This window comes from Gordonia hankookensis (genome assembly GCF_014673215.1).
Classification (GTDB): domain Bacteria; phylum Actinomycetota; class Actinomycetes; order Mycobacteriales; family Mycobacteriaceae; genus Gordonia; species Gordonia hankookensis.
In genome coordinates, this window is sequence record NZ_JACWMS010000001.1 from 931,246 (window position 1) to 953,002 (window position 21,757).

1 protein-coding gene (cut by a window edge) is annotated in these 21,757 nt (G+C 69.8%); it reads right to left on the bottom strand.

The window, feature by feature from the left end:
* A protein-coding gene (locus IDF66_RS04285) for a non-ribosomal peptide synthase/polyketide synthase (RefSeq protein ID WP_190265819.1) crosses the window boundary here: on the bottom strand, positions 1–21,757 show its 3' portion. 31,964 nt of this gene lie beyond the right edge of the window; only the last 21,757 of its 53,721 coding nucleotides appear in the window; its start codon lies beyond the right edge, outside the window; it ends in the stop codon at positions 1–3.

The following is a 21,757-nucleotide window of genomic DNA, read 5'->3' on the forward strand; positions in this document are numbered from 1 at the left end:
TCATCGGTCCCCCAGGCGTTCCGCGAGCCAGGGCCCGATGATCTCGAGCGATGTGGCATCGGCGAGTCCCAGGTGATGTGCATCGACATCGATGTTCGCGATGGTCCCGGTGACGTATCGGCGCCAGGACGCGCGGACCGCGGCGGGGTCGGTCTTGTCAGCGGTGGCGGTGACCACCGCCAGTGGCCCGTCGAAGACGTCCGGACGATGGGTCGTCACGATGGTCTCGGCGGCCTCGAAGCTGTCCATCACCCACTCGACCTGCTCGGCGCGGAGCAGGCCCATGGCGGCGATCTGCTGGCGGACCACCGCGGCGACCTCCGCGGGCGTCCGTGCGTGGACGTCGTCGCCGAGATCGAACAGATCCCGCCATCCGCCGAGCATGTCGCCGACGACCCCGCCGCCCGCCGGGTCGGCCGGGTCATCCGGTGCACCGTCAGGTGCGGGACTCGCCGGGGTGGGCTCGGCGGGCGCGGCGGCATCCATGATGCCCAGGAACGCCACCTCTGCGCCGTCCGCCTGCAACATCGTCGCCATGGCGTGGGCGACGTGGCCACCGAGCGACCAGCCGAGCAGGTGGTACGGACCGTCCGGCGACACCCTCCGCATCTCCTCGACGTACCGGGCGGCGAGTTCGTCGACGGTGGCCGCGCTCGGCTCTCCGGACACCACATGCGGGTCCTGGAGACCGTAGATCGGCCGATCGCGCAGATGAGGGGCGAGCCCGCCGTAGAACCACGCCAGCCCGCCTGCGGGGTGCACGCAGAACAGCGGTGCCCGGCTGCCGACCCGGCGCAGTGGCAACACGACCTCGCCCATCGCGCCGCCATCGGCATCACCCGTGATACGTCCGGCCACACCGCGCACCGTGGGATCGCTGAACAGCCACGACAGTTCGACGTGCGGGGCGTGATCGCGCAGTCGTGACACCACCCGGGTGGCAGACAACGAGTTCCCGCCGAGATCGAAGAATCCGTCGGTGGCGCCCACCTGATCGACATCGAGGACGTCGGCGAACACGGCGGCCACGCGGCGCTCCGTGTCCGTCGCAGGCTCGACGTAGACGGTCGGTTCGGTCACCGGTTGCGGCAGAGCCTGCTTGTCGAGCTTGCCGACCGGGGTCATCGGCAGGGCCTCGAGGACGGTGAACGACGCTGGGATCATGTGCCGTGGAAGATGTTCCGACAGATGGTCGCGTACGTGCTCGACGTCGAGGTCCGCGTCGCCGACGACGTAGGCCGTCAGCGCGGTGACCGGTTGTCCGACACCGAGTACCACGGCCCGCCGAACGTCGGGATGCGCACCGAGGACGGTCTCGATCTCACCGAGTTCGATCCGCAATCCGCGCAGCTTCACCTGGTCGTCGCTGCGGCCGACGAACTCGATCGTCTTCACGCCGTCGCGGTCGAGGACCCAGCGGACGATGTCACCCGTGCGGTACATCAGTTCGCCGGGGTGGCCGTACGGAGTGGCCACGAAACTCGCGGACGTCTGCCCAGGCCGTGCGAGATAGCCTCGTGCCAGCGCCTTTCCGATGACGTAGAGCTCGCCGGAGGTTCCCACGGGCACCGGGCGCAGGCGTTGATCAAGCACGACCAGCCGCACACCGCGGAACGGGCTGCCGACGTAGACCGGCTCACCGGCCGACATCGGCGGTGTGTAGGTGACGGCGATCGTCGCCTCGGTCGGTCCGTACGCGTTGTACAGGTCGACATGCGGGGCCCAGTCGTCCACGACGGTCTGCGGTACCGCCTCGCCACCGGTGGTCAGCGACTTCATGTGCGGCAGGCCGTCGGGCCGCACCGTCGCGGCGACACTGGTCGGCAGGATCGCGTGGGTGATCTGCTGCTCGGCCAGATATCGGTGCAGATCATCACCGCCCACCGCATCGGCCGGTCGATAGACCAGGGCGCCCCCGCCGAACATGGTGACGATCAACTCGAAGATCGAGACGTCGAAACTCGGCGACACGTATCCGAGCGTGCGCGAACCCGGTTCGTACGGAATCGATTCGATGGAGCCCATGGTGAAGTCGTAGAGCCCTCGGTGGGTCACCGCGACACCCTTCGGCCGTCCGGTGGATCCCGATGTGTAGATCACGTACGCCAGGTTGTCCACACGCGGAATCCCGCGGAGTTCGGCGGGCGAGAGCGGGCCCGTCGAGATCGGACCGTCGGGAATCACGCCGAGCCGGCCATCGCTGCCATGGATCTCGGTGCCGACCAGAGTCAGCCAGCGCGGACCGGTGTCGGTGAGGTCGGTGATCCCCGGCACGGTCACGCCCAGCTCGGCGCCGCAGTCCTCGACCATGGCCACGACGCGATCGCGCGGGTAATCCGGGTCGATCGGCACGAACGCACCGCCGGCCCGCGTGACCGCCCAGATCGCGGTCATCAGCTCGACCGAGCGTGGGATCGCCAGGGCCACGCGCGAATCCGGCCCGACGCCGGCCGCGATCAGCACCCTCGACAACCTGTTCGCCCGTGCATCCAGCTCGGCATAGGTCAGCGTGTTGCCCGACGAATCGGCGACCGCCTCGCGGTCGGGCCACGCCCGCGCCGCCCGGTCGAACATCTCGCCCAGCAGCACCTGGCCGTCGGACGCCGGCCCCGACACCGGCACCAGCTGCGCGCGCTCGGTGTCGTCGAGCAGATCCGCGTCGCCGACGGCGAGCTCCGGCGACGCGGTCATCGTGTCCAGCAGCGCGACCAGGCGGCGCGCCAGTGCGGCGACCGTCGACTCGTCGAAGATGTCGGTGGCGAAGACGATCGATCCGGTCCACGGCAGACCGTCCGGCGCGGCCGACACGGCGACCGTGAGGTCCACTTTCGCCGAGACCCCGGGGGCGGCGAGCGGGCTGATCTGCATGCCGTCGATGTCGGCTCCGGCCAGGGCCGCAGGCGCGAAATCCGCGACCGCCGACTGGTCGAAGGTGAGTGACACCTGCGTCAGCGGCGCGAACGCCTCCGATCGCACCGGGTTGAGTCGCTCGACCACTGCCTCGAACGGCACGTCGACGTGCTCGAATGCGTTCACGTCGGCACGGCGGACCTCATCGACCAACTCCCCGAACGACATCGACGGATCGACCGGCGTGCGCAGCACCAGTGTGTTGACGAACATGCCGACGAGATCGTCGAGCACGCGCTGTCCGCGTCCGGCCGTCGGTGTGCCGATGGCGATGTCGCCGGAGGACGACAACCGCGCCAGGAGCACGGCCAGCGCACTCTGTACCACCATGAACGGGGTGGCCGCGTGGGCCTGCGCGAGGGCGGCGACCCTGCCCGCGACCGTGGTCGGGATCTCGAAGTGCGTCAAGGCTCCCCGATGGGTGGCCACCGGCGGCCGTGGACGATCTGTCGGCAGTTCGAGGACATCGGGCAGGCCCGCGAGCTCATGGCCCCAGAAATCGAGTTGCCTGCCGATGACCGACCGGGGGTCGTCGGGTGAGCCGAGTTCACGTCGCTGCCAGAGTGCGTAGTCGGCGAACTGCACGGCGAGGTCCGGCCGGTCCGGCGCCGCGCCCCGACGGCGGGCGGCGTAGGCGGTCATGAAGTCGGCGACGAGCGGGGCGATCGACTCGCCGTCGGCCGCGATGTGGTGCACCACCAGCGCGAATACGTGATCATCTGCCGCGGCGCGCCAGAGACGCACGCGGACAGGTGATTCCGTCGTGACGTCGAACCCGGCGGACAGGGCGGCCTCGAGGTCGGCTCGATCGTCGACGACGGCCCAGTCAAGTCGCGCCGCCCCATCGTCGGCGTCGTGGACCAACTGACGCGGGATGCCGTCGGTCTCGGGATACGTCGTCCGCAAGATCTCGTGGCGCGCCACCACGTCGATCGCCGCCGACTGGAGGGCCTCCACGTCGAGAGCGCCCTTCAGGTGGAGGACGATGGGGATATTGTAAGTCGCCGCGGCCGGGTCGAACCGGTTGATGAACCACATCCGTTGCTGCGCGAGGGACAGTGGCACCTCCGCCGGGCGCGGCGTCACCGCCACGATCGACGACGCCTGCTGACCCGAACCGGGCGCCACCCGTGCGACCAGTTCCCGCACCGACGGCGCGTCGAACAGCATCCGCACCGGGATCTCGGCATCGAGCGCCTCGGCGACCCGCGCCGCCACCCGGGTGGCCGACAGGGAGTTGCCGCCCACGTCGAAGAAGCTGTCGGTGACGCTGATCCGGTCCGCGCCGAGGACGTCGGCGAACACCTGCGCCACGGTCTGTTCGAGCGGCCCGGACGGTGCGACGAACTCGCCTGCTCCGGCGAAGTCCGGTTCCGGCAGTGCGCGGCGATCGAGTTTGCCTGCGGTGTTCATCGGGATGTCGTCGAGCAGGGTCCAGATCGACGGACGCATGTATTCGGGCAGCGCCTGCGCGACATCACGTTTGACGACGTCGAGGTCGATGCCGTCGCCTGCCAGATAGGCCACGAGATGTTCACCTCCGCCGGGCGCGGTCGCCACGGTCGCCGCCGCGTGGACCACACCCGGCGAGCCGGCCAGGACCGACTCGATCTCGCCCAGCTCGATCCGCTGCCCGCGGAGCTTGACCTGGAAATCGGTGCGGCCCAGGTACTCGAGTCGCCCGTCGTGATCGGCCCGCACGAGATCACCCGTCCGGTAGAGGCGCTCGCCGGGCTCGCCGAACGGATCGGCGACGAACCGCTCAGCGGTGAGGTCCGGACGTGCGGCATATCCGCGCGCGAGTTGGACACCACCGACGTACAGCTCCCCCGCCACGCCTGCCGGTACCGGCCGAAGCCGGCCGTCGAGCACGTGGGCCGTCGAATTCCACACCGGCACACCGATCGGGGTCGTCGAGTCGTCCTCGTCGATCGCCTCGACACGTTGATAGGTGACCTCGACGGCGGCCTCGGTCGGGCCGTACAGGTTGAACAGGTCCGCACCCGGTATCTGCGCACGCGTCTGGGCGGCCACCGCAGGCGGCAGCGCCTCACCGGTGGTCGACAGGATCCGGACACTGTCGAGGGCGGCGAGCCGGTCGGGGCCGGCGAGTTCGAGGAACACCGACAACATCGACGGCACGAAATGGACCATGGTGGCGCGGTGCTCGACGATCTGGTCGGCGACATACACCGGGTCCAGATGTCCGTCGGCCTTCAGGACCAGGGTCTGGGCTCCGATCATCAACGGCGCGAACAGTTCCGGCACCGAGCAGTCGAAGGTGTACGGCGTCTTGAGCACAACGGTGTCGGCACTGCCGATCGGCAGCTGATGCAGACCCCACCACAGCCGGTTCAGGACCGCGTCATGCGCAAGTGTGACACCCTTCGGCCGGCCGGTGGAACCGGACGTGAAGATGGTGTAGACGGCGTGGTCGGGTCGCAGCGGCGCGAGCCGGTCGGCGTCGGTGACCGGTGTGGTGTCGCCTGCGAGGCCGGTCGCCGCGTCGACGGTGACCAGATCGACACCGACATCGGTCAATGCGGGCGGCGTCGAACCGGGCGCGACGAGTACCGATACGACCCCGGCGGTCTGCACCATGTAGCCGATGCGATCGGCGGGCGCGGAGGTGTCGATCGGGACGTACTGGCCGCCCGCGGTCACGACGGCATGAACGGCGACGACCATCTCGACCGAGCGCGGCATGCAGATCCCGACCGCGACGTCGGGACCGACCCCGCGCGAGATCAGTTCGCGGGCCAGCACATTGACCCGACCGGCGAACTCGGCGTAGCTGACGGCACGGTCGGCGAACCGCAGCGCGGTGGCCCACGGGGTGCGCTTCGCCTGCCGCGCGACCACCTCGCCGATGAACTCGTCGCCGACGAGCACATCGGCTCCCTGTGCATGCTCGGCGGCCTCGAGCAGCTCCGATCGATCGAGGATCTCCGCGTCGCCGACCTGTCGCCGCGGATCCGCGGTCAGTGTGTCGAGGAGACGGACGAACCGGTCGGCGACGGTCTGCACCGTCACGCGGTCGAACAGATCCGCAGCATAGACGATGTCGCCACGCCAACCACCGTCGGCGCCGTTGGTGGCGACCCCGACCGACAGATCGAGCCGGGCAGGCGGAACGCCCTGATCGGCAACCGGGGTCACCCGCAGCCCGGGTCCGTCGTCGACCGGGTCCTCGAACGCGGCGAGCGACTCACCTGCCCGCACCAGGCTCTGATCGAAGGAGAGCATCACCTGTGCCAGCGGCGCGAACGCCTCCGAACGGACCGGATCGAGCTTCTCCACGAGATACTCGAACGGTACGTCGGCGTTGGCGAGTGCGTCGAGGTCGGTGCGGCGGACGAGGTCGAGCACCTCTGCGAAGGTCGCCGAGCCCGCGACGTCGGTGCGCAGCACCAGGGTGTTGACGAACATCCCGACGAGGTCGTCGAGCACGGCCTGTCCTCGGCCGGCGGTCGGTGTGGCGATCGCGATGTCCGAGGTCGCCGACAGTCGGGCCAGCAGCACGGCGAGTGCGCCGTGCAGGATCATGAACTCGGTGACACCGTGGTCGCGGGCCAATGTCTCGATGCGCTCGACGACGTGTCGCGGAATCGAATACTCGACGAGTCCACCACGCATCGACGCAGCCTGCGGACGCGGACGGTCGGTCGGGAGTTCGAGCACATCGGGGAGCCCGGCGAGCTGATCTGTCCAGTATCCGAGTTGCCCACCCAACACCGACGAGGGGTCGTCGGCGGCGCCGAGCGCTCGCTCCTGCCAGAGCGCGACGTCGGCGAATTGCACGGTGAGTGGCGCGAACTCGGGCTCGCTGCCGGCGGCCCGCGCCCGGTAGGCGAGCACCAGGTCGCGCACGAGCGGGCCCATCGACTCACCGTCGGCGGAGATGTGGTGGGCGACCAAGAGCAGGGTGTGGTCGGCCGGAACGGTGGCGAGCAGACGTGCCCTTATCGGGAGGTCGACGGTCACGTCGAATCCGACGGCCGCGGCGGCGAACAGCTCTCGTTCGGTGTGGGCGCTCTCCCAGTCGAGTCGGTCCGCGGCATCGGCGGGTGCCAGGATCCGCTGGACCGGGTCGCCCGCGACCTGCGGATAGACGGTCCTCAGCACCTCGTGACGGGTCATCACGTCGACGAGCGCCGCCCGCAACGCGTCGCCGTCCAACGGCCCCTCGAGGCGCATCGCCACCGGGATGTTGTAAGCCGGTGACCCACTGTCGAACTGGTTGATGAACCACATCCGCTGCTGCGCGTTGGACAGGCGGATGCGGTCCGGACGCGGTCCGGCGGTGAGCGGTTCGACGGCCCGGGTCCCCGGGGTCAGCCGTCCGGCAAGGGCGCGCACCGTCGGCGCCTCGAACAGGTCACGCACCGCGAGGTCCACACCACGCGCCTGCGCCACCCGGGCAACGACCCGGGTCGCCGACAGTGAGTTGCCGCCGAGCGTGAAGAAGTCGTCGGTCGCGCCGATCTCGTCGACGCCGAGGACCTCGGCGAACACCTCGGCGACGGCTCGTTCGTCGTCGCCGTCGGGCGCCTGGAACACGGTGGTCTCGAGCACCGGTTCCGGAAGCGCCGCCTTGTCCAGTTTGCCCACCGGCGTCAGCGGGAGCGCATCGAGGAAGGTGAACGACGACGGCACCATGAACGCCGGCAGCCGTTCGCCCAGAACGGTTCTCAGATCGTCGACGTCGACCGGCCGGTCGGTGACCAGGTAGGCGGCGAGCGCGGTGGCCACCGAGCCGCCGACGCCGAGGACGACCGCCGACTCGACGCCTGCGCAGGTCGTGAGGACCGACTCGATCTCGCCGAGTTCGATACGCAGACCGCGGAGCTTGACCTGGTCGTCGCTGCGGCCGGAGTACTCGACGACGAGGGCATCGGAGTCGTCGCGACGCCAGCGGACGACGTCCCCGGTCCGGTACATGCGTTCTCCGTCGCGGCGGTACGGGTCGGCGACGAATCGTTCCGCGGTGAGACCCGGCCGGTCGAGGTACCCGCGCGACAGCGCGAGCCCGGTGGCATACAGTTCGCCGGTCACTCCTACGGGGACGGGACGGAGACGGTCGTCGAGGATCATCAGACCGATGCCTGCGAGCGGTCCGCCCAACCGGACCGGGGCGCCTGCCGGCATCGGTGTCGACAAGGTGAGGCCGATGGTGGTCTCGGTCGGCCCGTAGAGATTGTGGACGGCGACGTGCGGCGACCAGGTGTCCACGAGCGACTGCGGGACGGCCTCACCGCCGGCCATCAGTGCCGACAGATCCGGCAGCTCTTCGGGATGCAGGGTGGCCAGCACCGTGGGGGTCAGGAAGGTGTGGGTGATCCGGTGCTCACGCATGAAGGCCTGCAGCACCTCACCGCCGACGGCGTCACCCGGCCGGTAGATCACGGTTCCGCCCGCAACGGTGGCGAGCAGGTATTCGAGCACGGACGCATCGAAACTCGGTGATGCGAAGCCGAGAACGCGGGGCGGCCCGCCGTCGTCGGAGACGCCGAGTCGGGTCATCTCCTCGGCGGCGAAGTTCGCCAGACCCGAGTGGGTCACCGAGACGCCCTTCGGACGTCCGGTGGAGCCCGAGGTGTAGATGACGTAGGCCACGTTGTCGGGGCGGGTCGCGTTGCGGTGCTCGGTGGGCAGGGGCGATGCGTCGAGCCCGTCGACCTGCGCGGCCACCTCGTCGCCGTCCAGCTGCAGCCAATCGAATCCCTCGTCGGGCAGCGATCCTGTGTCGGACACCGTGAGACCGAGTTCCGCACGCGAGTCCGCCACCATGGACGCGACACGCGCGGACGGGTAGTCGGGGTCGATGGGCACATAGCCGGCACCGGTCTTGGCGACCGCCCAGATCGCGGTGAGCAGATCCGCCGACCGGCCGATCGCCAGGGCGACCAGGGATTCGACGCCGATCCCCTGCCCGATCAGCCACCGCGCCACACGGTTCGACCGTTCGTCGAGCTCGGCGTATGTGCGTCCCACACCGTGCGCATCGTGGACCGCCACGCGATCGGGCCACCTGCGGGCCGCGCCGGAGAACAGATCGGCGAGGACCACGGGTTCGGTTCCCGGGCCGCCCGACACCGGTGTGAGATCGGCGGATTCGCCCTCGTCGAGAAGGGGCGCGTCGCCGATGGCCCGCTGCGGGGCGGCGGTGACGGCGGTGAGAGTCCGCACCAGCCGGTCGACCATCGATCGCGCGGTGCCGGCGTCGAACAGATCGGTCGCATAGATCATCGAGCCGCGCCACGGCCTGCCGGGGCCATCGGTGGCGAATCCGACGGTCAGGTCGACCTTCGCCGATTCGCCACCCGGGTCCATCGGCTCGATGGTCAGACCGTCGGCCGTCACGGTGGACATCGACTCGTCGGTCGTCCGGTCGGGTGGTGTCGCATCGACCGTCAGGAGGACCTGCGTGAGCGGCGCGAAGGCTTCGGACCGCACCGGATTCAGGTGGTCGACGAGCTGTTCGAACGGAATGTCGGCGTGGGCGAAGGCATCGAGGTCGGTGGCGCGGACAGCGGCGACGAGATCGGCGAACGGCATCCCCGGCTCCGCGGCCGCCCGCAGCACGAGCGTGTTCACGAACATGCCGACGAGATCGTCGAGTGCCGCCTCGCCGCGACCGGCGATGGGGGTTCCGATCGCGATGTCGGTGGTCGACGACAAGCGGGCCAGCACTGCTGCGAGACCCGCGTGCAGCACCATGAACTCGGTGGCCCCGTGCTCCCGCGCGATGTCACGCACCCGGTCGGCGACATCCGCCGGGATCTCGAAATGGACTGTCGCACCGCGCATCGACGCCACGGCCGGGCGCGGACGATCGGTCGGCAGATCCAGCACGTCCGGGAGACCGGCGAGTTGGGTGGCCCAGTGGTCGAGCTGTTCGCGCACCGGCGACGACGGATCCTCGGGGTCGCCGAGGACCCGGTGCTGCCAGAGCGCGAAGTCGGCGAATTGCACGGGCAGGGCAGGCAGGTCTGGTCGGTCGCCGCGGGCCCGGGCGGTGTACGCGGCGATCAGATCCCGAGCGAGCACCGGACCCGACTCGCCGTCGGCCGCGATGTGGTGGACGACGAGGACGACGAGATGGTCGGTGTCGGCGAGCGTGGCGACTCGCCCGCGAATCGGGAGTTCGGTGCGGACGTCGAATCCCTGGGCGATCACCGACATGGCGTTCTCGGAGGTGTCGGTCACCGCCCAATCCAGCTGCGAGACAGCTGACTCCACATCGATCACCCGCTGGTACGGCCGACCGGCCTCGGCCGGGAAGACCGTCCGCAGGACCTCATGGCGGGTCACCACGTCGTCGAGCGCGGCCCGCAGCGCGGCGCGGTCCAGGTCTCCCGTCAACCGCATGGCGACCGGGATGTTGTAGGTGGGTGACGAGGTGTCGAACTGGTTGATGAACCACATCCGCTGCTGCGCAAACGACAGCGGCGGCCGCTGCGGGCGTGCGCCGGCGACCAGCGGTGGCCGCGCCCGGCCACTTCCGGGCACCAGCGTGGCCGCGAGTTCCCGCACCGTCGGCGCGTCGAACAGGCTGCGCACCGCGACGGTGGAATCGAGCGCGTCACCGATGCGCGCCGCCACCCGGGTCGCGGAGAGCGAGTTGCCGCCCAGATCGAAGAAGCTGTCGGTCACCGACACCCGCGCCATGCCGAGCACATCGGCGAAGACGTCGGCGATCGCACGCTCGGCATCGGTGGCGGCCGGGACGAACTCACCCTCGGTGAAGACCGGTTCCGGCAGCGCGCGCCGGTCGAGCTTTCCGGCCGTGTTGAGAGGGATCTCGTCGAGCACCATCCACACGGTTGGCCGCATGTACTCGGGCAGCGCACCGGACACGGCGTGCCTGACCTCGTCGAGGTCGAGATCGTGCCCCGGGATGGCCGCGACATACGCGACCAGATGTTCCGCGCCGCCCGGTGCGGCCGCCACGGTGGCCGCGGCATGGACGACGCCGGGTGCCGCGGCGATGGCCGCCTCGATCTCGCCGAGTTCGATGCGCTGGCCGCGCAGTTTCACCTGGAAGTCGGTGCGCCCCAGGTAGACGATCTGGCCGGCACCGTCGACACACACCAGATCGCCGGTGCGATAGAGGCGGCCGCCGGGCGTGCCGAAGGGATCTGCGACGAACCGCTCGGCGGTCAGGTCGCTGCGCGAGGCGTATCCCCGCGCGAGTTGCACACCGCCGAGGTAGAGCTCGCCGGGGATGCCCGGGGGCACCGGTCGCAGTCGGGAGTCCAGCACGTGGGCCGTCGAGTTCCAGAACGGTAGACCGATGGGCACCGACGTGGCGGACTCGTCGACGGTGTCCACCCGCTGATAGGTGATCTCGACCGCAGCCTCGGTGGGGCCGTAGAGGTTGTAGAACGCGGCGCCGGGCATCATGGCGCGGGCCTCGGCCGCGACCGCGGGCGGCAGCGCCTCGCCGGTGGTGGAGAGGTACTTCACCGACGTCAGGCGCGAAAGACGTTCGGGCCCGGCCACATCGACGAACACCGAGAGCATCGAGGGCACGAAGTGCACCATGGTCGCCCGGTGTTCGGCGATCAGGTCGGCGAGATAGACCGGGTCGGCGTGTCCGCCGGGCCGGGCAACCAACACCTGTGCGCCTGCGACGAGCGGCGCGAAGAGTTCGGGCACCGAGCAGTCGAAGGTGTATGGGGTCTTCTGCACCACGACGTCGTCCGCGGTGAGCGGGAACCGGTCCAGACCCCACCACAGGCGGTTGAGCACCGCCGCGTGGGTCAGGGTGACGCCCTTCGGCCTGCCGGTCGAACCCGAGGTGAAGATGGTGTAGACCGCGTTGTCACCGGTGATCGCCGCAGGCCGGTCGGCGCCGGTCACCGGCTCCACGGTGTCATCGACCGGCGACGACGAATCGACGACGACGATCGGTGTCCCGGTCGTGCCTGCAGCCCTGCGCACCTCGTCGGCCACCGCATCGTCCGGACCGGTGAGGAGGACGGCGACGTCCGCGGTCGTGAGCATGTACTCGGCACGATCGGCGGGGGTGCCGACGTCGATCGGCACATACTGCCCACCGGCCGCGACGATCGCATGGACGGCGACCATCATCTCCACCGAACGCGGGATGCTCACGGCCACCGCGACATCGGGCCCGACACCAAGCCCGAGCAGTGCACGTGCCAGCACCGAGACCCGCGCGCCGAACTCCCGATAGTCGACGACCCGATCCTCGACCACGAGCGCCGTCCGGTCCGGGGTGGCCGCGATCTGGGCGGCGATGAGCGCATCGACGGTCTGGGGTCGAACGGCGACCTCGTCTCCGGCCGCACGCACCAGAGCCGCGGCGCGCGCCGGTGCGCTCAGCAGATCGATGTCACCGATCACGGTGTCCGGGCCCTCGACGACGTGCCTCAGGATCGCCACGACGGCCGCTGCGAAGCCGGCGATCTCGTCGGCGGTGAACGCGCTCGGAAGGTACTTGAGATTCAACCCCAGATCGTCACCCGCCGGCGTGCTGAACAGGTTCAGCGGGTAATGCGTTGCATCGGTGAAGTCGATGCCTGCGATGCGCAGCCCGGCCGCCCGGCTGCCATCGGCGACGGCGTCACCATCGATCGGATACGACTCGAAGATGGTGAGTGTGTCGAAGCCGACCTCGCCCACCGCCGCCGCGATCTGCGGCAGTCCCAGATGCTGGTGGTCGAGCAGTCGGGTCTTGCTCTCCTGCAGGGCGCGGACTGCGTCGGCGATCGTCGTCTGCGATCCGACGGACACCGCCACCGGAAGGGTGTTGATGAACAGGCCGATCATCGACTCGACGCCATCGATCTCGGGGGGCCTGCCGGACACCGTCTCACCGAAGGTCACGGTGTCCTGGCCCGTCATCCGGGACAGCAGGACACCCCACGCGAACTGGACGACCGTCGACAACGTCACGTTGGAGGTGCGCGCGAACTCCTCCAACCGGCGGGCGGTGTCGGGGCCGACGAACACCGCATGCTCGGCAGGCATCTCCTCGACGGTGGCGGCGGCGCCCGTCGAGACGAGGGTCGGACCGTCGACGATGGACAGTTCGTCACGCCACGCGTCCACTGCGGCGGCACGGTCCTGCCGGTACAACCAGTCCAGGAAGTCGGCGTAGTCGGTTGCCGACGAGCGGGTTTCGTCGTCGTCGACGACGTAGCCCTCGATCAGGTCGGCCAGGACGAGCGGTCCGGACCATCCGTCGAAGAGCAGGTGGTGGTTGGTGACGATGAGCGCGGCACGTGGCCCGGACTCGCCCGGGAGGGTTGCCAGCACGAACCGGATCAGCGGAGGTGCGGCGAGGTCGAACCGCTCGACACGCTCAGCGACTGCGATCTCGTCGAGAAGCACATCGGCCGCAGCCACCGTCTCACCACTCAGATCAACGGTGCGCCAGGGAATTTCGACGGTCTCCGGCACCACCACGGCGAGCGCACCGCTGGACGGTTGCACAAAGCCGGACCGCAGCACCCGGTGCCGTTGCAGGAGGCGCCCTGCCGCGCGGCGCAGGCGGTCGGCGTCCTGATCCCCGTCCAGCCGGATGACGGACTGGGTGACATAGACGTCGACGGAGGCGTCGGTTCCGTCGTGCCGGGCCGCCTCGACGTACAGCCCTTGCTGCAGAGGCGACATCGGCCAGATGTCGGCGGCGGGATACCGCGCGGCGAGGTCGTCGAGGTCGTACTGGGTCAGATCGGCACCCGCTACGTCGGAGGGCGTGAGCCCCATGTCGCCGACCCGGTCGACCTCGTCGACGAGTACTGCCAGAGCGTCCTCGAATGCGCCGGCGATCTCGGCGACCTCAGGGCCGGTCAGTACGTCGGCGGGATAACCGAAGTCGGCGACGATCTCGCGCCCCCGCGCACCGCCACCGACATGGACGTGCACGTTGAGCGCGGCGAGGGCCCGCATGTCGCCGGTGATCGTACCGGGCAGCGCGGGCGCGTCCGTCGCGAACGTGAATCCGGCATCGTCGGCGCCCGGGCCCGACTCGACAGGACCTGTTCCTGCGACGCCCATGAAGTTGTAGAGGACCGGCGGCAACGGACGATTGCGGAGTTCGCTTCCGGCGGCGTGGCGCAGCGGTGCGAAACCGATGCCCTTGTCCGGGGTGTCGGCGAGGAGTTCCTTGACCGCCCGCACCGTGTCCGTCGGCACTCGATCGCCCACCGGCGGCGTCACGGTGAGCGGGGTGAAGGCGGTGAACCAGCCGACGGTCCGCGACAGGTCGGCCCCGGGTTGGATCTGCTCCTCGCGCCCGTGCCCTTCCAGCAGCATGGATACGCCCCTGTCGGCGTCGCCCGAGTCTGGCTGCGCCCCCTGCCAGCGCTCGATCGCAGTGATGAGCGCGGCGACGAGGATCTCGTCGGTCCCGGTGTGGAAGGCAGCGGCCACCCGGGACAGCACGGCTTCGGAGACCGTTGCATCGACAGTCGACGTGATGGTGGTGACGGTGCGTTCGCGGTGACGCGTCCGGTCCAGCCGGCGACCGAGAACGGTGTCGCGCTGCGGCAGTCGCTGCTGCCACAGCTCCGCCTCGGCGGGCCGGGTCTGCGGGAGTTCGTCGAGCACACCCGCCCATCGCCGGGCGGAGGTGACCTCTCCTGGCAGCTCGATCGGCAGGCCCGCGGTCCGCTGTGCCCACGCCGTGGCGAGCTCGGTCGCGACGACGGGCCAGGAGACGATGTCGATGGCGATGTGGTGCACGGACACCAACAGGCGGCCGTCGCCTCCGGACCGCGGGCGCAGACCGGTGACCTCGACGAGCCGTCCGGCTGCGGGGTCGAGCCGGCTCAGAGCGGCTCGGTGCTCGGTGTGCAGCAGGTCGTCGAAACCGGCGGTCCCGAGATCGGCGTCGGCCTCCACGATGCGGACGGCGACGGTCGGGTCGAAGTGGGCCGCGCCTGCGGTGAGGACCCATCCGTCGTCCCGGGAGTCGACGAGCGTCGCCGTCAGCATCGGATGGTTGGCCACCACGGCGTCGAGCACGGCCCGGAGGTCGTCGACCCCCGCCGCCGCGGGCAGGGTCAGTGTGACGGTCTGCGAGAAGTCGGCGAAATCCTCGGCCCGATCGGAGAGCTCGAGCATCCAGTGCACACCGGGGGTGAGCGCGGTCGGTCCGACACCGCCTCCCTCGTACTCCGGCAGGACCGCGGCCTCCCGGCTCGTGGTCGCCCGGGCGATGGCACGGATCGTCTTGTGTTCGAAGATGTCCCGCGGGCTCACATCCAATCCGGCCGCCCGCAGCATCGACGAGAGCTGGATCGACATGATCGAATCGCCGCCGAGACCGAAGAACGATTCGGTCACCGACACGTCGTCGACACCCAGGACGCGGGACACCACGTCCGCGATGGCTCGCTCGGCGTCGGTCGCGGCCGGTACGTGACCCACCGCGGGCGCACCGAACTCGGGTGCGGGCAGGGCCTTCCGGTCCAGCTTTCCGGCCGAGTTCAGCGGGAGCTCGTCGAGCACGGTCCACGCCGTGGGCCTCATGTACTCGGGCAGCGCGGTGTCCACGACAGTGCGGATCGACCCGAGATCGAGGACCGCGCCGGGGGCGCCCGCGAGATACGCGACGAGGTGTTCGCCGCCGCCGGGCGCGGTGGCCACCGTGGCCACCGCGTGCACGACGCCCGGCGCAGAGGCCAGCACCGCCTCGATCTCACCGAGTTCGATGCGCTGACCACGGAGTTTCACCTGGAAGTCGGTGCGGCCGAGGTAATCGAGTCGGCCGTCGCCGAATCGACGGACGAGGTCGCCGGTCCGGTACATCCGTGATCCGAGCGGGCCGAACGGGTCGGCGACGAACCGTTCCGCGGTGAGGTCGGGACGGTCGGCGTATCCGCGAGCCAACTGAACACCGCCCACGTAGAGCTCGCCCGGAACGCCCGTCGGCACCGGCTGCAGCCGGCCGTCGAGGACATAGGCGGTCGAGTTCCACACCGGCGCACCGATGGACACCGAGGTCTGGTCGACGTCGACCGCCTCGATACGTTCGAACGTGATCTCCACCGCCGCCTCGGTCGGCCCGTAGAGATTGTAGAAGTCGATGTTCGGCAGCAGTTCTCGGACCCGGGCGGCAACCGACGGCGGGAGTGCCTCACCGGTGGTCGAGATGATGCGCACCGTGGACAGCCTGCGCACTCGATCAGGCCCGACGACGTCGAGGAACACCGACAGCATCGACGGCACGAAGTGGACCATGGTGACCCCGTGGCGGGCGATCTCGTCGGCCACGCGGTTCGGGTCGAGGTGTCCGTCGGCCTCGAGGACGAGCACCGTCGCGCCGACCATCAACGGCGCGAACAACTCCGGCACCGACACATCGAAGGTGTACGGGGTCTTGAGCATCACCGTGTCCGACGGACCGATGGGCAGTTCGTCCAGACCCCATCGGAGTCGGTTCACCACCGCGTGATGGGTCAGGGTCACACCCTTCGGACGACCCGTCGAACCGGAGGTGAAGATCGTGTACGCGGCGTGTTCCGGGCGCAGCGGCGCGATTCTGTCGGCATCGGTCACCGGATCGGTTTCCGGCACATCGGTGCCCGAGCAGTCGAGCACCACCGTGTCGACCGCGACCTCGCCGACCGCGCTCTGTCCGTCGCCGACGATCACGAGCTCCACTCCGGCGGTGGTCAGCATGTACTCGACCCGGTCACGCGGTGCCGCGACGTCGATCGGCACATACTGCCCGCCCGCGGTGATCACCGCGTGGATCGCGACAACCATCTCGACCGACCGTGGGATGCACACGCCCACAGCCACATCGGGACCGACACCCCTGGCGATGAGATCGCGCGCCAGTGAGTCGACCCGTGCGGAGAACTCACGGTGATCGAGCGTGCGCGTACCCGCGCGCACCGCGGGCGCGGCGGGATGGGCGCGAGCGAACTCGCCGAGCGCATCGGTGAGGAGCATGCTGCCGATGTGGCCGCCTGCTCCCGCGGACGCAAGGAGCTGCTCGTCGACCTCAGCATCGGTGAGCAGCGCGATGTCGCCCACCGCGCCGTCGTGCCGATCGGCGATCGCCCCGAGGATCCGCTGGAAACCGCGGGCGAGTCCGGCGACCGTGGAGTCGTCGAAAAGATCCGCCGCGTAGACGATCTTGCCGTCGAGCCGGTCGCCCCTGTCCTGCACACCGAACGTCAGATCGAACTTCGCGGCGTCCGCGTCGGGATCGACCGCGCTGAACTCCACGCCGTCGATGTCGGTCGGGGCGGTGTCGCCCGCGACCCCGCCGCCGGCCTGCTCGAGGATGACCATCACCTGCGCCAGCGGCTCGAACGCCTCCGATCGCACCGGATCGAGGGCGTCGACCACCTGCTCGAACGGCACATCCGCGTGTGCGAACGCGTCGAGATCCACGCGCCGTACCGCGTCGATGAGTCCGGACACGGTGGTCTCGGGGTCCACCTCGGTGCGCAGGACCAGTGTGTTGACGAACATGCCGATCACGTCGTCGAGAGCGGCGTGCCCACGACCGGCGATCGGGGTGGCGATCGCGATGTCGCGGGTCGCCGACATCCGGGCGAGCAGGACGGCCAGTGCCGCATGGATCGCCATGAACAGCGTCGCACCCTGGGCGCGGGCCGCGGATTCGACGGCGCGCGCGACGTCGCCGTCGACGACGAACTCGACTGTGCCGCTGCGCATGCTCGACACCCGGGGGCGAGGCCGGTCGGTGGGCAACTCGATCGCGTCGGGCAGGCCGTCGAGCTCCGATCGCCAGAACGCGAGCTGACGGCCGATCACGGATTCCTGGTCGCGCGGATCGCCCATCTGATCGCGCTGCCACAGTGTGTAATCGGCGTACTGCAGCGCGAGTTCGGCCCATTCGGGCGCTCGTCCGTCGTGACGTGCCACGTAGGCGGTGATCAGATCGCGCGCCAGTACCGAGCAGGACTCGCCGTCGCTCGCGATGTGGTGGGTCACCAGCACCAGGACATGATCGACGGGGTCCTCGCCGACGCGGGCGATCCTGGCGCGGATGGGCATCTCGACGGTCACGTCGAATCCGCGACTCACGATCCCGAAGGCATCGTCCTCGGTGCCGACCGCCCAGTCGACCGTCGTGCCGGCCGGGAGAATTCGCTGGAAGGGCAGCCCGTCGGAGCCCACCGGATATCGCGTACGCAGCACCTCGTGCCGAGCGACGACATCCTCGAGTGCGCGCCCCATGGCGTCGAGATCGACCTCGCCACGCAGCCGCAGCACGACCGGGATGTTGTAGGCGGGCGAGTCGGGTTCGAGTTGATTGATGAACCACATCCGTTGCTGCGCAAACGACAGCGGGATCTGCTCGGGCCGCGGTTGCGGTGACCGCGCCGGGCCGGCCGGAGTGTGCGGGCCGGACATCTCGGCGTCGACGAGGGCAACGGCCAGATCACGTGGTGTCGGGGCGTCGAAGAGCGCCCGCACCGGCACCTCAACCCCCAACGCCTCGGCGACGCGGGCGGCGACCCGGGTGGCCGACAGCGAATTGCCGCCGAGATCGAAGAAGCCGTCGACCACCGACACCCGGTCGACGCCGAGCACATCGGCGAACACACCCGCGACGGTCCACTCCGCGTCTGTCTCCGGCGCCACGTACCGGCCTGCGGCGAACTCCGGTTCCGGCAACGCCCGGCGGTCCAGCTTGCCCGCCGAGTTCAGCGCGATGTCGTCGAGGACCATCCACACCGACGGCCGCATGTATTCCGGCAACGCCTCTGCCGTCGCCGACTGCACCGCGGACAGGTCGATCGAGCGGCCGGGCGCACCGGCCAGATATGCGACGAGATGCTGCCCTCCGTCGGGTCCGTCGACGACAGTCGCCGCCACGTGGACGACTCCTTCGGCATCGGCGATCGCCGCCTCGATCTCACCGAGTTCGATCCGCTGTCCGCGCAACTTCACCTGGAAGTCGGTGCGGCCCAGATACTCCAGCTCATCGCGCGAGTTCCACCGGACGAGGTCACCGGTGCGGTACAAGCGGGTTCCCGGCTCACCGAACGGATCGGCGACGAACCGCTCCGCCGTCAGGTCCGGCCGCGCCGCATACCCGCGCGCCAACTGCACACCGCCGACGTAGAGTTCGCCTGCGACGCCCATCGGGACCGGATGCAACCGCACGTCCAACACGTACGCCGTCGAATTCCACACCGGCGCACCGATGGCCACCGACGGGACGTCACGGTCGATCGCCTCGATCTCCTGATAGGTGATCTCGACGGCGGCCTCCGTCGGGCCGTAGAGGTTGTAGAACAACACCTCCGGGAGCAACGCGCGCGTCTCGGCGGCCACCGCGGGCGGCAACGCCTCTCCGGTCGTCGACACGATCCGCACCGAATCGAGGGAGCGTACCCGTTCGGCGCCCGCCACCTCCAGGAACACCGACAGCATCGACGGCACGAAATGCACCATCGTGACGCGGTGTTCGGCGATCTGCTCGGCGACGTGCACGGGGTCGAGGTGACCGTCGGCCCGCAGGATCACCATGCGCGCGCCGACCATCAGGGGCGCGAAGATCTCCGGGACGGAACAGTCGAACGTGTACGGGGTCTTGAGCATGACCGCATCGGTGGCGTCGATGGGCAGCTCGTCCAGGCCCCACCAGAGCCGGTTGACCACCGCGTCGTGCGGCAGGGTCACGCCCTTCGGGCGGCCGGTCGAGCCGGACGTGAAGATGGTGTAGACCGCGTGATCCGGCCCCAGCGGTGCGCCGCGGTCGGCGTCGGTCACCTCTGCCGAGGCAGGATGGTCGGGATCGACCTCTGCGGCGGCATCGACCTCGACGATGCGCAGCTCTGCGGCGAGGTCGTCGATCGCCGCCGGGCGGTCGGTGTGCGCATCGACCAGCACCACCCCGACGCCTGCGGTGTCCACCATGTACCGGGCACGATCTGCGGGCACACCGGGATCGACCGGGACATACTGACCGCCTGCCGTGACGACGGCGTGGATGGCCAGCACCATCTCGACGGATCGCGGAATGCACACGGCCACTGCGGTGTCCGGGGTGACACCGAGCGCGATGAGGTCGCGGGCGAGGACGTTCACGCGCGCGGCGAACTCCCGATAGGTCAGCGTCCGGTCGCCGGACACCAGCGCTGTGGCGTCCGGGGTGTCCGCTGCCTGCCGGACCACAGCGGCGGGCACCGTGTCGCGTGGCAGGTCCTTGTCGCGACCTGCCGACAGCGCCCGTCGACGCCTGCGGTCGCTCTCGGTGAGCAACTCCACATCGCCGACAGGAGTGGCGGGGGCGGTGACGAGCTCGCCGAGGAGACGCCCGAAACGGGAGGCGAACTCGACGATCGTGGCCTCGGTGAACAGGTCGGTCGCATAGATGATGTTGCCGCCGAGGGCCGCAGTCGGGTCGTCGGCGCGCTCGGGCGAGACCTCGATGGTGAGGTCCACCTTGGCCGAGGGCGCGCCGGCGTCGACCGGGGTGACGCTCAGACCGGGCAGGGCGATCTCGTCGGAGAGCGCTCGCTGGTAGGCGAGCATCACCTGGGTCAGTGGTGCGAACGCCTCGGAGCGCAGCGGATTGAGCTTCTCGACGAGGTGCTCGAACGGCACATCGGCGTTGGCGAAGGCGTCGAGGTCGGTGCTGCGCGTCGCTGCGACGACGTCGGCGAATCCGGCAGCGGAGTCGATCTCGGTGCGCAACACCAGGGTGTTGACGAACATGCCGACGATCTCGTCGAGTTCGGCGCGACCGCGACCGGCGACCGGGGTGCCGATGGCGACATCCGAGGTGCCGGACAGCCGTGCGAGAAGTACTGCCAGACCGGCATGCAGCACCATGAACTCGGTGGCCCCGAGGTCGCGGGCGAGGTCGATGATGCCGCGCCGGGTGTCACTCGGAATGGTGAAGCGGATGTTCGCCCCGCGCATGCTCGCCACCGGCGGCCGGATGTGGTCGGTCGGCAGGGTGAGCAGGTCGGGCAGCCCATCGAGGGTGCGAACCCAGTGCGCCATCTGTCGCCCGAGCACCGACCTCGGATCGTCGGTGTCGCCGAGCACGCGCTGCTGCCAGAGCGCGAAGTCGGCGAACCCGACCGCGAGCGGAGCCAGGTCGGGGCGCTGTCCGTGGCGACGTGCCTCGTAGGCGGCCAGCAGGTCGCGCACCAGCGGCCCGGTCGACTCCCCGTCGGCCGCGATGTGGTGGGTGACGACGAGGAAGACGTGATCGTCGGTGGCCAGTCGGGCGATCCGCGCACGGATCGGCATGTCGGTGGTGACGTCGAACCCGGTGGTGGCGACCGTGGCGATCGTGTCGAAGGTCGTTGCGGGATCGTCGATCTCGGCCCAGTCCAGCTGGCTGCGCGCCTCGTCGACGCCGACGATGACCTGATGCGGGCGTCCGTCGGCGGCCGGGAACACCGTGCGCAGTGTCTCGTGCCGCTCGACGACGTCGCCGAGCGCTGCCCGCAACGCCTCGACGTCGACCTGTCCACGCAGCCGGAGCGCCACCGGCAGGTTGTAGGCCGGGGAGCCGGGTTCGAACCGGTTGATGAACCACATCCGCTGCTGTGCGGTGGAGAGCGGGATGACGTCGGGGCGCGGGCCCGCGACGAGGGGTTCGACCTCGGTGTCACCGGTGTGGATGCGGCGCGCGAGATCACGGACGGTCGGTGCCTCGAACAGATCCCGGACACCGACATCGGCTTTGAGAGCACCGCCGATGCGCGCGCTCACCCGGGTGGCCGAGAGCGAGTTGCCGCCGAGGTCGAAGAAGCTGTCGGTGACCGACACCCGATCCACGCCGAGCACCTCGGCGAAGACCAGCGCGATCGTCTCCTCGATCTCGCCGTCCGGTGCCACGAGTTCCCCCGCCGCGAACTCCGGC